Raw genomic sequence first — 12,466 nt, forward strand, 5'->3', positions numbered from 1 at the left:
GGGCGTACGACTCAATGTTTCTTCACCTGCTTTGTTAGCCATACACGCATAAGCGAGAATAGCTGATCCATATTTAACGGCTTCGTAATATAATCGGACGCGCCGGCTTCCAGACATTTTTCTTTCTCACTCTTCATGGCTTTGGCGGTGAGAGCAATAATCGGCAAATCATGCATGTGCAGTTCGCCGCGAATCGCCTGCATGGCCTCATAGCCATCCATGACCGGCATCATGATGTCCATCAAGATGAGATCGTAGCCGGCTTGCGCGCTCAACATTTCCAAAGCATCCTTCCCGTGATCCGCCACGTCTACGGTGACCCCTTTCGTCTCTAGCGCTGTAACGAGCGCAAAGACGTTGCGTGCATCATCGTCTACGAGCAGCACTCTTTTGCCGTTAAACAATTGGGCATCCGAATGGACGATTTCGACGGCTTCGACTTCCGGCTTAATCGACTCCACCGGGGCTGCTTCAATCGTCTGCACGGCGGATTGCGTGGATATAATGGAACGCTCCTCGACAGATGCGGCAATTTCCCCCTGATGGCGGCCATTCCCCGTCATCCCCGGCTCCTCTTCACTCGCGTTAGGCACGTATAGCGTGAACGTGCTGCCTTTGTGCAGCTCGCTTTTCACAACGATGGAGCCTCCGAGCAGACGCGTAAACTCGCGGCATATGGATAAGCCAAGCCCTGTACCGCCGTACTGGCGGTTGGTTGTGCCATCGACCTGACGGAACGCTTCAAAAATAACCTGCTGCTTGTCGATCGGAATCCCTATACCGGTGTCCGTAATAGAGATTGCAAGCACTTTTTCTTCCGGATCGCGGTGCAGAAGTTCTTTGACACGAGCCGGGTCAGCAAGCGCCACTTTCATCGTAACAGAGCCCTTTTCAGTAAATTTAAACGCATTGGAGAGCAGATTTTTCAATATTTGCTGAAGGCGCTGACCATCCGTCAAAATGACATTCGGCACATTCGGCTCCATAATGACTTCGAAATCTAGTCCCTTTTTCTCCGCAACGGGGGCAAACATGAGCTTCATTAACTGCGGCATTTCGGTCACGTTGAAATCATCCGTCATAATTTCAATCTTACCGGCCTCCACTTTGGATAAATCCAAAATGTCGTCGATCAGCGCCAAGAGGTCCTTGCCAGCGGCATTGACCACACGCGAGTACTCCACAATCTCCGACATCTGCAAATCGCCGCTGTTTTCCGCGAGCATCTGCGATAAAATCATGATGCTGTTCAGCGGCGTACGAAGCTCATGCGACATATTCGCGAGGAAATCGGATTTATACTGTGAGCTCGTCTCCAGCTTATGCGAATATTCCTCCAATTCGTCTTTCGCTTTCTTTAATTCCAGCGCTTTTTGCTCAGAGAAGTGATTCTGCTCTTCTAAAAACTCATTGGTCATCCGCAGTTGTTCCTGCTGCATTTGGAGCTCTTCCGACTGCGTCTGCAGCTCCTCGGATTGCGCTTGCAATTCTTCGGCCAGCATCTGCGACTCGGATAACAAACGTTCTACTTCCATGCGACCGCGTACATTCGTAATGGCCGAACCAAATTTCTCCTGCAGCGAATCGACTAACGTCAAATGCTGCGCCTGGAAAGGATGCAGAGAGGCTAATTCGATCACGGCCTCTGTTTGGCCATCCACCAGAATAGGAGCCACCAGCAGGCTGCGCGGTGCGGAGGCGCCTAAGCCGGACGTTAGTTTGACGTGGTTTTCCGGCAAGTTATCGATCAGGAAAATGCGCTGATCCAGCGCACACTGGCCAACCAGACCTTCGCCTAATCGAAAACTTGCCGCGGAAGGATCCTGCCCGTTCGCCGCATAGCCCGCTATTTTCACATAACGAGCTTCATCCCCGACTTTCTCACGAAGGTATACAACGCCATATACACTCCCAAGCATCGTCGCGAGCTTGCTAATAAACGTGTTGCTCAAACTGCCTGTATCGTTGATTCCCTGATACAAAGTGGCGACTTCGGTGAGACTCGTTTGAATCCAGTTTTGCTTCTCCAGATCCTCCAGCATATCATTGGTCGCTTCTGCCAGCTCCCTGATTTCATCATGGCTGGTCAGCGCGATCCTTGACGTCAAATTCCCTTCGGAAGACGAAATATAACGGATCATTTTCGTAACTTGCTTGATTGTGTTCGTAATAGAATTGGATAATATCAAAGCGACTATAATTGCAAAAATGGAAATGGTGCCTAGAAGGATGAAAAGAACAACTCTAAGATTATAATTGCTTTGAGCAAGATCTTCAGCTCTGGCATTGGTTAGCTGCTTCTCAGTCGCAAGAAAGGAATCGAACTGCGTTCGCAGCTGGTCCATCAGCCTTTTCCCTGAGTTTCGCTGGAAATATTCATTGATTGCCGTTTGATTGTTTTCATTCTTTAATTGGATCACATGATCGCCGGCCGTACGAATCCAACTTTGGATCGTGGGCTTGATCTGCTCCAAGCTTTCCTTTTGGGAAGGGTTGGAGCTGATCATTTGCAGAAGCCTATTATAGTTATCAAGCCATGTTTTATTGGCTGTATCATACGGTTCTAAGTACTGGGGGTCGCCCGTGATCACATATCCCCTCATGCCGGTTTCCATATCCACCATATTCCTTTGGAGCGCATAGAGAAGATCATGGACCTCCAAATCATGAGTGGAGACGAATTCTACTTCTTTCTGCAGCGCGTTGACGCGACCGCTCACGATCAGGAGAGCAATCCCTAAGCATATGATAATAAATACATATCCCATTATGATTTTTGAACGTATATTCATACGAAAAAATTTACCCATAGCTGCCCCCTCGTACAGTTCATAGTGAACATTATATTAATATTCTACTACTCTCACTATACCATAATTGCGGAGGTTGGAGAGAACGAACAGAGCTGTTCTTGTAGTTTTTCATGACCGGTTTTAAGTATCTCTCCTTCTACGTACTTGGGGTTAGAACCGTCTTTAATTTCACGATAGCCCGCTTCTGAATACGCGAGACGCTCATCTGGGATATCCCCAGTTGATCGGCAATGTGACGCTGCGATTGTCCCTCCTGATAGATGAGATGAATGACTTTCCGTTCTTCCTCTTTCAGGCAGGTCATCGCCTCTTCCAGATCCATGCGCCTTTCCAGCGAATGATAGTCATCGGTTGAGCCGGCAATCATATCGCCGAGCGTCGCGCTGTCCCCCTCATTGCTTAGCGGAGTATCCAGCGAAGTGTAATGATAATAATCGCGGCCAGCCAGAATCTCAATCGTCTCTTCCGTGCTCAGCTCCAAATAAGCCGCCATTTCGTCCATATTCGGCGAACGTTCGAGCTTGACCGTGAGTTCATCCAGAGCACGCTGAACAAGAGCGCCCTTCTCCTTAATACGTCTTGGAACTTGTATGTACCATGATTTGTCACGTAAATAATTTTTCAGGTGACCGATCAAGCTTTTCATCGCATAAGCCTCAAAAGGGGTATCGAGCGTGCTGTCATACTGGGTGAACAGCCGTAACAACGACATCTGCCCGACTTGAAACAGGTCTTCATATAAATCAGGACGGCTCCGTGACATTTTGCCGACTGCCATACGAACAATAGGTTCATAGTGCAGCAGCAATGCCGTAGCCGTCTCTTCACAACCTGTCTCTTTATAAATTTTCATTTTCACATACATGTCATATAGAGGCTTGGAAGATGATGCATTCACATTCATACCATTTCCTCTTTTCTGTCCAGCTGCCCTGCCAACTGCTTTTTCAAAACAACCTCCGTGCCTTTGCCGCTGTGCGTAAGCACCTGGACATCGTCCATCAATGCTTGCATCAGGAACAGGCCTAAGCCCCCCACCGATGCCTCACGAATGGATTTATGATGCAAAGCAACCTCCTCGGAATCAGTCTGTACATAATGAAAGCTGCTGCCTTCATCCTTAACGGTGATTTGCAAAAAGCCATCCTGCTGCTCGAACTGAATATCTACCGTTCCTGACTGATCGTGCGCATATGCATGGAGGATCGCATTGTTGCAAGCTTCTGCTACAGCTACTTTCATATCTTCAATATCCTCGAACGAAAATCCCGCTTTAGAGGCCACACCGTATAAAGCAAGTCGAACAATATCCAAATATTCCGCCTGTGCAGGGATCGTAAGGCCGATGTAGGGTCTCATATTATTTCTTCTTTCCTTTCTGCTTTTCCTTGATTATCCGTTTGCAGCTCACCGTTCACGAAATAACGGGCAACGCCGGTGATTTCGAACAAACGCTGAATTCTGGACGGGATATGCTGAATGCTGAAAGCAGCGCCTATCGCGGCTCTTACTTTGAGCACACAGACGAGAATGCCGATGCCGGTGCTGTCAATGTAGCGCAGCTCCTTTAAATCTAAAGTAAGGTGCTGATCGCCTTGCGTGACGACGGAGTCCAGAACGGCCGCCAGTTCGGGTGCTGCAGACAAATCAAGCTCCCCACTTAAGTATATGATATTTTCTTTCCCATTCGATTGTTTGTAGACGGTAAATTTACGTATATGCACAAAGACGGCTCCTCTCTATTCCATGCTGCTTATCGGCGATTTTTTCGTTTTTAATTTCTTCCACATTTCCATCGAAATGGCCGCGCCATGCAAAATGGTCTGCCATCGCTGGCTGAGCGTCGGCGATTCTTCCGTCATCCGCGTTTGTTTCACCGCATCGATGAAGCCTGTGGCGGATTGTTTCACGGAAGACGTGAGTTCGTGGATAACCTGACCGACATCATTCACAGAGCTAAACAGATGATTAAGCTTAGCCAGCTTGGCACGAACATCTATGGCCATCTCATTGGTATTGAGAATAACATCCTGCACTTCCGAAGAAATTTGTGTGACCTCATCCTTCATTTGCCCCATCGTCAGCGTGATCTGATCCAAAGAAAGCTTCAGTGCTTTCAACGTTTGAATCAAATAGAAGACAAGGAATACGAAGGCTGTGGCAGCAAGGACTGCGCTCAATTGGACTAACATTTCAATCACCCCTGTTTGCTTGATTACTTATAGTTACCCTCTTGTTCCGCAAACGAAACAGCCTTAGTTTAAAAGTTCAAAAGTTCTCCTATTCCGTTTCAGAAGAGGCAAGTCCGGGTAATTATAGGATATCAAGCCATCACAATTGAAATGGAGGAATTTCCCATGGTGAAAACCGCAATGAAAGTTACTGCCATTACAGAGCTATTAGACAAGCAGGTCGCTAACTTCTCAATTCTTTATATGAAACTGCATAACTATCACTGGTATGTAAAAGGCGACAATTTCTTCACGCTGCATGTAAAATTCGAAGAGTTGTACCAGGAAGCTGCACAGCATCTGGACGTCATCGCGGAGCGGATGCTTTCACTGCGCGCCGTACCGACAGCTACCTTGCAGGAGCATCTGGAGCTGGCCTCCGTCAAAGAGGCCGGCCAAGGAGCTTCTGCAGGAGATATGGTGAAGCAGCTGGCAAGCGACTTCTCCCTGATCTGCTCTGAGCTTACAGAGGGCATCGCGCTTGCCGAAGAAAGCAAGGACCAGCCGACGGCTGATATGCTGATTGGGATTCGGGCCTCGCTGGAGAAGACGGGCTGGATGCTGGAGGCTTTCCTCGGGCGCTAAAGGAAGTACAAATGGGGCTGTCTCTAAAGGTCAGGAATGACCTTGGGGATAGCCCTTTTGGTTTTGGATATATGGCGCGAGTGGGAACAATGATCCCCTATTTCTCGAAAAGTCGACATTTTTCAGGTTATAGGGAACTACGATCCTCTATTTTAAGCATTCTGCCAGAATGGGAGCTTTTCTTGGAGAATAAGACCCTGGAGTTCCGTCTGCAGCCAAGAAACAGCCCAGTTAGCAAAGATAGCGCCCTATAGTTCCCACAACTTTGCCTGTCCATGCCTAGAGGAGGCCATTTCCTCAAAACCGCAGGACCAAGTTGGCAGCATACCCAAGAAAGAAGCAATCAGCGCCAAAAGTAAAGGAGCTAAGCACATATAGTTGCTTAGCTCCTTTAACATTCAACTAGTCACTTTTTTCTACCCGCATACCTTCGGGACAGCCTCGCTGAGCCACTCGGTCATACCTGACCTCATGAGACCTCCCCTTTACTTTTGTACATATTTAACGAGTGTGACTTCAGTGCCTTGATCCGTATTCACAGTCACCTCATCCATCAGCGCTTGCATTAAGTACATGCCGAGGCCTCCGGACTGCAGTTCACTAAGCGATTGGCCCACCGGGGGTTCCGCACGCCCGTTCTTCGCTTCGTAATCAAAACCAGGACCGTCATCCTTCACTTTCACGGTCAGCTTGCCGTCTCCCAGCTCATAACTAATCTGGATCTGCCCCAGACTGGCTGACGTCTCTCCATGAAGCACGGCATTGTTGCAGGCTTCCGAAACCGCTACTTTCATATCCTCAATGTCCTCATAGGAGAAGCCCAGCTTAGAGGCAATTCCATAGAGACTGAGTCTGACGATATCCAAATACTCCGCTGCTGCGGGTATGTGCAGACGTACGACATTCATGCGCTTCCTTCGATCCCTTCGTTCAGAAATCCGGAGATGCCCGTAAGGTCAAAGAGCCGTTTAATACCGGACGGAATATGCCGCACAGCGAACGGCACCTTCAGCTCATCGCGAATTTTCAAAGCGGAGACCATGATACCGATCCCCGTGCTGTCGATATATGTTAACTTACCTACGTCTAGAATCAACGCTTTATCAGTCCGATGAACCACCGCTTCAAGCGCATGGCGGAACTTCAATGCCGCAGCCAAGTCAAGTTCCCCACGGATATGAAGCTGTATAGATTTCTCTAATTCTTCTTGGTCAATTTGGAACTTTTCTGCTGGCATGAGCCACACTCCTTTTAAGTGATTTGCTCTTTTAAGTGTAACAAGCACCTCAGCTTTACACAAGCTTCACATCTAAAGGCCGGGTCTCCCGGACATTTTCACCTGGATATAAGCTTAAATGAAATTCAGCCTCGTACCGGTCAGCTTTACAGGTATGGAGGCCGAATAATGCCGTCCGATGACGGTGTTTTCACCCACTACAGTGATACCCGGATCCCCCGGCATGCCTACGATCGCGCCATCTTTAATAATCGAGCCTTCGCCGATAATCGCATTAAGAATAAGCGCATGCCTCCCGATTTGAACGCCCGGCATAATGACGCTGTTAAGCACCCGGCTGTGCTCGCCGACCGTCACCCCATCGAACAGAACGGAATGACTGACATTGCCGTAGATGGAGACGCCGTCTCCAAGCTCCGCATGATGAACCCGCGCATCCAGAGCTACATAATTCTGGGAAAGGTTGCGTTTTGTCGTCAGCACAGGCCATGCCTCATGATTCAATTGCAGTCTCGGATGATAATCAAGCAAATCCATATGAGATTCCCAGAGGCTTTCGATCGTGCCCACATCCTTCCAATAGCCTTCAAAAGGATAAGCGGACACATGCGCACCCGAAGCCAGCAGTCCGGGAATAATATCACGGCCAAAATCATGGCTCGACGCCTGATCTGCCTCATCCTGCTCCAAACAGGACTGCAGCACCTCCCAGTTAAATATATAAATGCCCATGGATGCTAAATTGCTGGCCGGTTTGAGCGGCTTCTCCGCAAAGGCGGTAATCCGGTGCTGCTCATCTGCGCTAACAATGCCAAAGCGGCTCGCCTCCTCCCATTTCACAGGCATAACCGAAAGCGTAGCATCCGCGCCGGTTGCCTGATGATGCGCCAGCAAAGTCCGGTAATCCATGTTATAGATATGATCGCCAGACAAAATTAGCACATAGCTCGGTTTATGTTCCCTCAAAAAGGCTAAGTTCTGATAAATGGCATCTGCGGTCCCCGAATAGGCATTGGGCGCACCGGCCTCCCGCTCCAAAATGGATATGCCACCACCGCAGCCCTCCACTGCCCAAACGTCCCCGCTTCCGATATGGGCATGCAGCACGGCAGGCTTATACTGCGTCATCACGCCGACGGTACCGATTCCTGAATGGCGGCAGTTGCTTAAAGCGAAATCAATCATCCGGTATTTCCCACCATAATGTACTGCCGGCTTCGCCATTTGCTGCGTTAACGGACGAAGCCTGCTGCCCTCGCCGCCAGCTAGCAGCATGGCTACACATTCTTGTTTCTTCATCTTCATCTCATCCTTCCGTTTGGATTTATTTGAAAATGACAGCCGCCCTGCTGATTGCATTCATAAACGTTATTACACCCATATGCGCCTATTGAAACAAAAAATGCACAAGCTTCCCCATTTTTTGGGGTAAACTTGTGCATGTATTCTTTTTGTCCACAGGTGCAGCGGTTACGGAATACTGACCATGACCAAACATATGTCGTCTTGCGGCGATCCGTTTTTATCATTCGGATAGATGCGTTCCACTAAATCATCAGGATCGTGGGCTTCTGCGGACTGCAAGCCTTGCTTGATTTTCGCGGTGCCATCCTGCTCCTCATCATCGAGCCATTCCGACAAACCGTCTGTAAATAAAACAATGCGAGCTTCTCGGTCGTAACGAATCACGCCTTTTGTCACATCAATTCCTTCAAAAAAGCCAATAGCACAGCAGCCCTCCGTCAACAGTTTGATCTCGCCGTCCAACATCGCAAGGCCTGGCGGGTGCCCCGCATTCACATACTCTATCGTGCGCTGTTCCGTATCCAGAACCATGTAGATCGCCGTAAAATAATAATTGATCAAACTATCCGATTGATGCAGTTGATGCATTCGCCCGTTCAGCTCGCGGATAACACCTTCCGGATCGCAAATCTGCGTAATCGTATCCTTCAAAGCCGAGTAAATGTACATGCACACAAGCGAAGACGAAATCCCGTGTCCCATCATGTCCAGCAAAATAATGCCATACCGGTTCGGCCCAATCGGATACCATGCGTAGAAGTCCCCTGCCAGTTCGGACGAGGGCTTATACACCGCAGAGATATGGATATCCTCCTTCTCGATCGGATGGCTGAGCACGCTGCGCTGAACCTGTTTTGCCAAATCCAGCTCATATTTTATCCGCTTATCCCGCTCTTTGTGCCAATCCTTCTCATATTTCAAACGGAGCGTCGAACGGATTCGGGCAAGCAGTTCCACCCTATTAATCGGCTTCATGACATAATCGAGCGCCCCCGCATCTAACGCTTCCGCAAGCTTATTGGAATCTCCCATCGCCGTTACGAAAATAATCGGGATATCCCGCAGCCTTTCGTCCGCTTGAATCGTGCGGCAGGCTTCCACCCCATCGATTTCAGGCATCATCATATCCATCAAAATCAAATCCACCGGCACCTCTGCCGGATGGGGCGAATTCATATCTAATAAGTCATACAGCTCTTTCGCCGAAGACGCCATCAAGAGATCCGTGTACCCGGCTTTGAGCAAAATTTTTTCGATAATCAGCAAATTGGTCGCGTTGTCGTCCACAATGACAATACCCATCGTCGTCATAACCCCTCTCGGGTAAAAGTTAGCAGGAACCCCTCACCTATTTTACCATAGTACAAAAATAAAGATGTTCACTAACTACTACCCGCAAGACGAAAATTTTAATCATCAAAAACAGACATTTTCGACAAAAACAGCCCTGGCTGTTTCAAAAGCCCGGAATTCGGTTACAAGCAAGTAGGATGCATGACCACCTACACCCTATTTGAAGGAGAGATGACTCATGAGCGAAACAGTCGAAGCAAACAAAGACGGACTCTGGTTAGGCTTACTAATCGGCGGTGCTGTAGGCGCTGCAGCCTCATTGTTGTTAGCCCCTAAACAGGGGGCGGAACTGCGCAGGGATTTATCGAAAACATATCGCACCCTTTATGATAAAACGAGCCGGTTTGCGACAGCCTTAGGTTCAAAAGCACAGGAAATGGCTGCCGACGCAGGTGACAAAGCCGAAACGGCAGCCGTTAAACTTGGCGAGAAAACACAGGAGATGACGGAGTTGGCCGGTGAGAAAGTGCGAGAGTTTGGCGAGCATGCTGCCGATAAGGCGCTAGAAATTGGCGAGCAGGCTAGTGACAGAGTGCGGGCGATGGCCGGGATGGCAGGCGATAAGAGGCAATAGACACCAATGCTTCCAGCTTTCATTTTGAAAGGAGATGTTTGGAATGGATAAAAGCACGCTGCATCGACAGCTGACCGATTTGGGATTGGAACGTGTCGAATACACGGAGAAAGCCGTCTATCAATTCAATATTTATAGCGAGGCTACGGCGGCCTCCTATCCGCTTACGTTAACGACCCTAACCTCAGAGCACGGAAATACGACCGTACACTTCCATGAGGCCGACTTTCCGGAGAATACTTTCGTTCCGCTGGAAGTCCGTCGCGCTGCACTGGACAAGCTGATCGAATTAGAACGGCTGTGCAACGGTTCCTCCGGCAAATCCTTGGAAGAAGCCAACAATGGCTCCATGGCCCAGGATTTGGATGAAATGAAGAAGCTCGGCAATGAAATGAAACACATGAAGACGAACAGCGAGCTGTTGGAGAAGAATCTGATCCCCGATCCCATTCAATAAACGAAAAAGGTTGGACAGGATAGTACCCTGTTCAACCTTTTTTTGGCATTTGGGATTAAAGAGCACGCGTTGGCTCTATAAACACGCTTACTTTCGGGGAGTGATTCCCTCCCGAAGGGAACTGTAGTCCCCTATTTAGGCAAAATCGGCCTGATTCCACTTTTAGTGGGAACTACAGGGCCTTATTTGCCCCTGCAGCCGCCATTTCCGCTTGAAATGGGCAAATAGCGGACCACAGTTCCTCTTCAGAGCTGGAAGAACTGCTATTGGAGCAAATAGCGGACTGTAGTTCCCTCTGGCGACCGAATAATGCATAAATCGCAGCAAATAACGTGCTTCCCTCGATTTCAAAGAGAAATCCTGCATTTTGTACATCAAATCCGCCAAGTTTCAGCCCAAGGGGGCCAAATGGGTAAATTTGATGTACTTTATGCAGGATTAGATGCGAAATCGAGGGTTACGCCTGAATTTGCTGCACTTTATGCAGGATCGTGCCGCCGCATCAAGCCTTCGGCTGCACCATTTCCTCCGGCCGCACGTAGCTGTCAAACTGCTCCGCCGTCAAGTGGCCGCTGCGCACGGCTGACTCCTTCAGCGTCAGCCCTTCCTTGTGGGCTTGCTTCGCAATGCTGGCCGCCTTCTCATACCCGATATACGGGTTGAGCGCGGTAACCAGCATGAGCGACTGCTCGAGATTGCGCTGAATCACCTCGCGATTCGGCTCCATCCCCACGAGACAGTTGTCGTTGAACGAGCGCATGCTATCCGCCAGCAGCCGCACGGACTGCAGGAAGTTATGGATGATCACGGGCTTGAACACGTTCAGCTCGAAGTTGCCCTGACTGGCGGCGAAGCCGATGGCCGCATCGTTGCCCATAACCTGGCACACGACCATCGTCATCGCTTCGCTCTGGGTCGGGTTAACCTTGCCCGGCATAATCGAAGATCCGGGCTCGTTCTCCGGGATCGTGATTTCACCGATCCCGCAGCGAGGGCCGCTCGATAGCCACCGCACATCGTTGGCTATCTTCATCAAGTTCGCCGCGAGCGCCTTCAGCGCGCCGTGAGCGTAAACGATCTGATCATGGCTGGTCAGCGCATGAAACTTATTCGCGGCCGAGACGAAGCGTGTGCCCGTCTCACGGGACAGCGCTTCGGCAACGCGCGCGCCGAACTCCGGATGCGCGTTCAGCCCGGTGCCGACCGCGGTGCCGCCAATGGCCAGCTCGCGCATCGTATCCACGCTGCTGCGCACCATGCGCGCGGTCTGCTCCAGCATCGCCCACCAGCCGCTAATCTCCTGCCCCAGCGTGAGCGGGGTTGCATCCTGCAGGTGGGTGCGGCCGATCTTAACGATGGAGGCATAGGCCTCCATCTTGCTCTGCAGCGTCGCCTGCAAAAGCTCCAGCGCAGGCAGCAGCTCTTGCTCCACCGCGAGGACCCCGGCCACGTGCATCGCGGTAGGGAACGTATCGTTCGAGCTTTGCGAGCGATTCACGTCATCGTTGGGATGGATGCGCGCGCCATCCCCGAGCAGTTCGCTGCCGCGATGCGCAATCACCTCGTTGACGTTCATGTTCGACTGCGTCCCGCTGCCGGTTTGCCAGACGACGAGCGGGAACTCTCCGCTCCAGCGGCCCTGCACGATTTCGTCCGCCGCTTGCGAAATGGCCTCCGCCTTCTCCGGCGTTAGCCCGCCAAGCTCACGGTTGACTTGTGCAGCGGCCTTTTTCAACAAAGCAAAAGCCCCAATCAACCGCTCCGGCATCTGCTCGGTGCCAATTTTGAAATTCTCAAAGCTGCGCTGCGTCTGCGCGCCCCACAACTTATCCACAGGTACTCTGATTTCCCCCATCGTATCTCGTTCAATCCGGTATTGCTGCTCCATCTGTATATCCTCCTTTGCAGGCG

Annotated in this window: 13 protein-coding genes; 3 read left to right on the forward strand and 10 right to left on the reverse strand. The window is 50.2% G+C overall.

The features are described from left to right. Positions 1 to 11: 11 nt before the first annotated feature. The 5 genes from GC097_RS17620 to GC097_RS17640 all read right to left on the reverse strand — a co-directional run bounded on the left by GC097_RS17620 (position 12) and on the right by GC097_RS17640 (position 5,005). Positions 12 to 2,792 carry a CHASE3 domain-containing protein gene (locus tag GC097_RS17620; protein ID WP_246294314.1) on the reverse strand — a complete coding sequence of 927 codons (2,781 nt, stop codon included), beginning with the start codon at positions 2,790 to 2,792 and terminating at the stop codon, positions 12 to 14. A gap of 157 nt (positions 2,793 to 2,949) precedes the next feature. Continuing rightward, positions 2,950 to 3,717 (reverse strand): sigma-70 family RNA polymerase sigma factor, encoded by a 768-nt coding sequence (locus GC097_RS17625; RefSeq protein ID WP_171684616.1) that lies wholly within the window; start codon positions 3,715 to 3,717, stop codon positions 2,950 to 2,952. Continuing rightward, positions 3,714 to 4,172 carry an anti-sigma B factor RsbW gene (rsbW, locus tag GC097_RS17630; RefSeq protein WP_171684617.1) on the reverse strand — a complete coding sequence of 153 codons (459 nt, stop codon included), beginning with the start codon at positions 4,170 to 4,172 and terminating at the stop codon, positions 3,714 to 3,716. Before rsbW (GC097_RS17630) ends, GC097_RS17625 begins: the two co-directional genes overlap by 4 nt. After that, positions 4,169 to 4,537: an STAS domain-containing protein gene (locus tag GC097_RS17635; protein ID WP_171684618.1), complete on the reverse strand. Its 369-nt coding sequence runs from the start codon at positions 4,535 to 4,537 to the stop codon at positions 4,169 to 4,171. Before GC097_RS17635 ends, rsbW (GC097_RS17630) begins: the two co-directional genes overlap by 4 nt. Before the next feature lie 15 nt (positions 4,538 to 4,552). Then, the gene (locus tag GC097_RS17640) at positions 4,553 to 5,005 is read right to left on the reverse strand and encodes a DUF948 domain-containing protein (protein ID WP_171684619.1); all 453 of its coding nucleotides are present in this window, start codon (positions 5,003 to 5,005) and stop codon (positions 4,553 to 4,555) included. A gap of 165 nt (positions 5,006 to 5,170) precedes the next feature. Between GC097_RS17640 and GC097_RS17645 the strand changes: the two genes are divergently transcribed. Then, positions 5,171 to 5,629, forward strand: coding sequence for a Dps family protein (locus GC097_RS17645; protein ID WP_171684620.1), 459 nt, complete (start codon positions 5,171 to 5,173; stop codon positions 5,627 to 5,629). A 485-nt stretch (positions 5,630 to 6,114) separates the two neighbouring features. Here GC097_RS17645 and rsbW (GC097_RS17650) read toward each other — a convergent pair whose 3' ends face one another. The 4 genes from rsbW (GC097_RS17650) to GC097_RS17665 all read right to left on the reverse strand — a co-directional run bounded on the left by rsbW (GC097_RS17650) (position 6,115) and on the right by GC097_RS17665 (position 9,473). Then, positions 6,115 to 6,537 carry an anti-sigma B factor RsbW gene (gene rsbW, locus GC097_RS17650; protein ID WP_171684621.1) on the reverse strand — a complete coding sequence of 141 codons (423 nt, stop codon included), beginning with the start codon at positions 6,535 to 6,537 and terminating at the stop codon, positions 6,115 to 6,117. Continuing rightward, positions 6,534 to 6,866, reverse strand: a complete 333-nt coding sequence (locus GC097_RS17655; RefSeq protein WP_171684622.1) for an STAS domain-containing protein — start codon at positions 6,864 to 6,866, stop codon at positions 6,534 to 6,536. The genes rsbW (GC097_RS17650) and GC097_RS17655 overlap by 4 nt, the downstream gene beginning before the upstream one ends. A 114-nt stretch (positions 6,867 to 6,980) precedes the next feature. Then, positions 6,981 to 8,165: a glucose-1-phosphate adenylyltransferase gene (locus GC097_RS17660; RefSeq protein WP_171684623.1), complete on the reverse strand. Its 1,185-nt coding sequence runs from the start codon at positions 8,163 to 8,165 to the stop codon at positions 6,981 to 6,983. 171 nt (positions 8,166 to 8,336) lie between these two features. Further along, on the reverse strand, positions 8,337 to 9,473 hold the full coding sequence (locus GC097_RS17665) for a PP2C family protein-serine/threonine phosphatase (protein ID WP_171684624.1): 1,137 nt from the start codon (positions 9,471 to 9,473) through the stop codon (positions 8,337 to 8,339). Between the two features lie 229 nt (positions 9,474 to 9,702). On the opposite strand from GC097_RS17665, the gene GC097_RS17670 reads away from it, so the two are divergent. Both GC097_RS17670 and GC097_RS17675 read left to right on the forward strand, forming a co-directional pair. Then, positions 9,703 to 10,098, forward strand: coding sequence for a YtxH domain-containing protein (locus tag GC097_RS17670; RefSeq protein ID WP_171684625.1), 396 nt, complete (start codon positions 9,703 to 9,705; stop codon positions 10,096 to 10,098). A 43-nt stretch (positions 10,099 to 10,141) separates the two neighbouring features. Next, entirely contained in the window at positions 10,142 to 10,555 is a 414-nt protein-coding gene (locus GC097_RS17675; RefSeq protein ID WP_171684606.1) for a hypothetical protein, read from the forward strand. A gap of 502 nt (positions 10,556 to 11,057) precedes the next feature. Here GC097_RS17675 and fumC read toward each other — a convergent pair. After that, on the reverse strand, positions 11,058 to 12,443 hold the full coding sequence (gene fumC, locus GC097_RS17680; protein WP_171684626.1) for a class II fumarate hydratase: 1,386 nt from the start codon (positions 12,441 to 12,443) through the stop codon (positions 11,058 to 11,060). Positions 12,444 to 12,466 lie beyond the last annotated feature (23 nt).

The organism is Paenibacillus planticolens (genome assembly GCF_013141725.1).
GTDB lineage: Bacteria > Bacillota > Bacilli > Paenibacillales > NBRC-103111 > Paenibacillus_E > Paenibacillus_E planticolens.

Bases quoted from the DNA above. Each gene is read 5' to 3' on its own strand.
- GC097_RS17645 (WP_171684620.1), top strand. From the start codon at position 5,171: ATGGTGAAAACCGCAATGAAAGTTACTGCCATTACAGAGCTATTAGAC.
- GC097_RS17660 (WP_171684623.1), bottom strand. From the start codon at position 8,165: ATGAAGAAACAAGAATGTGTAGCCATGCTGCTAGCTGGCGGCGAGGGC.
- GC097_RS17655 (WP_171684622.1), bottom strand. From the start codon at position 6,866: ATGCCAGCAGAAAAGTTCCAAATTGACCAAGAAGAATTAGAGAAATCT.
- GC097_RS17675 (WP_171684606.1), top strand. From the start codon at position 10,142: ATGGATAAAAGCACGCTGCATCGACAGCTGACCGATTTGGGATTGGAA.
- fumC (WP_171684626.1), bottom strand. From the start codon at position 12,443: ATGGAGCAGCAATACCGGATTGAACGAGATACGATGGGGGAAATCAGA.
- rsbW (WP_171684621.1), bottom strand. From the start codon at position 6,537: ATGAATGTCGTACGTCTGCACATACCCGCAGCAGCGGAGTATTTGGAT.
- GC097_RS17670 (WP_171684625.1), top strand. From the start codon at position 9,703: ATGAGCGAAACAGTCGAAGCAAACAAAGACGGACTCTGGTTAGGCTTA.
- GC097_RS17625 (WP_171684616.1), bottom strand. From the start codon at position 3,717: ATGAATGTGAATGCATCATCTTCCAAGCCTCTATATGACATGTATGTG.
- rsbW (WP_171684617.1), bottom strand. From the start codon at position 4,172: ATGAGACCCTACATCGGCCTTACGATCCCTGCACAGGCGGAATATTTG.
- GC097_RS17640 (WP_171684619.1), bottom strand. From the start codon at position 5,005: ATGTTAGTCCAATTGAGCGCAGTCCTTGCTGCCACAGCCTTCGTATTC.
- GC097_RS17620 (WP_246294314.1), bottom strand. From the start codon at position 2,792: ATGAATATACGTTCAAAAATCATAATGGGATATGTATTTATTATCATA.
- GC097_RS17665 (WP_171684624.1), bottom strand. From the start codon at position 9,473: ATGGGTATTGTCATTGTGGACGACAACGCGACCAATTTGCTGATTATC.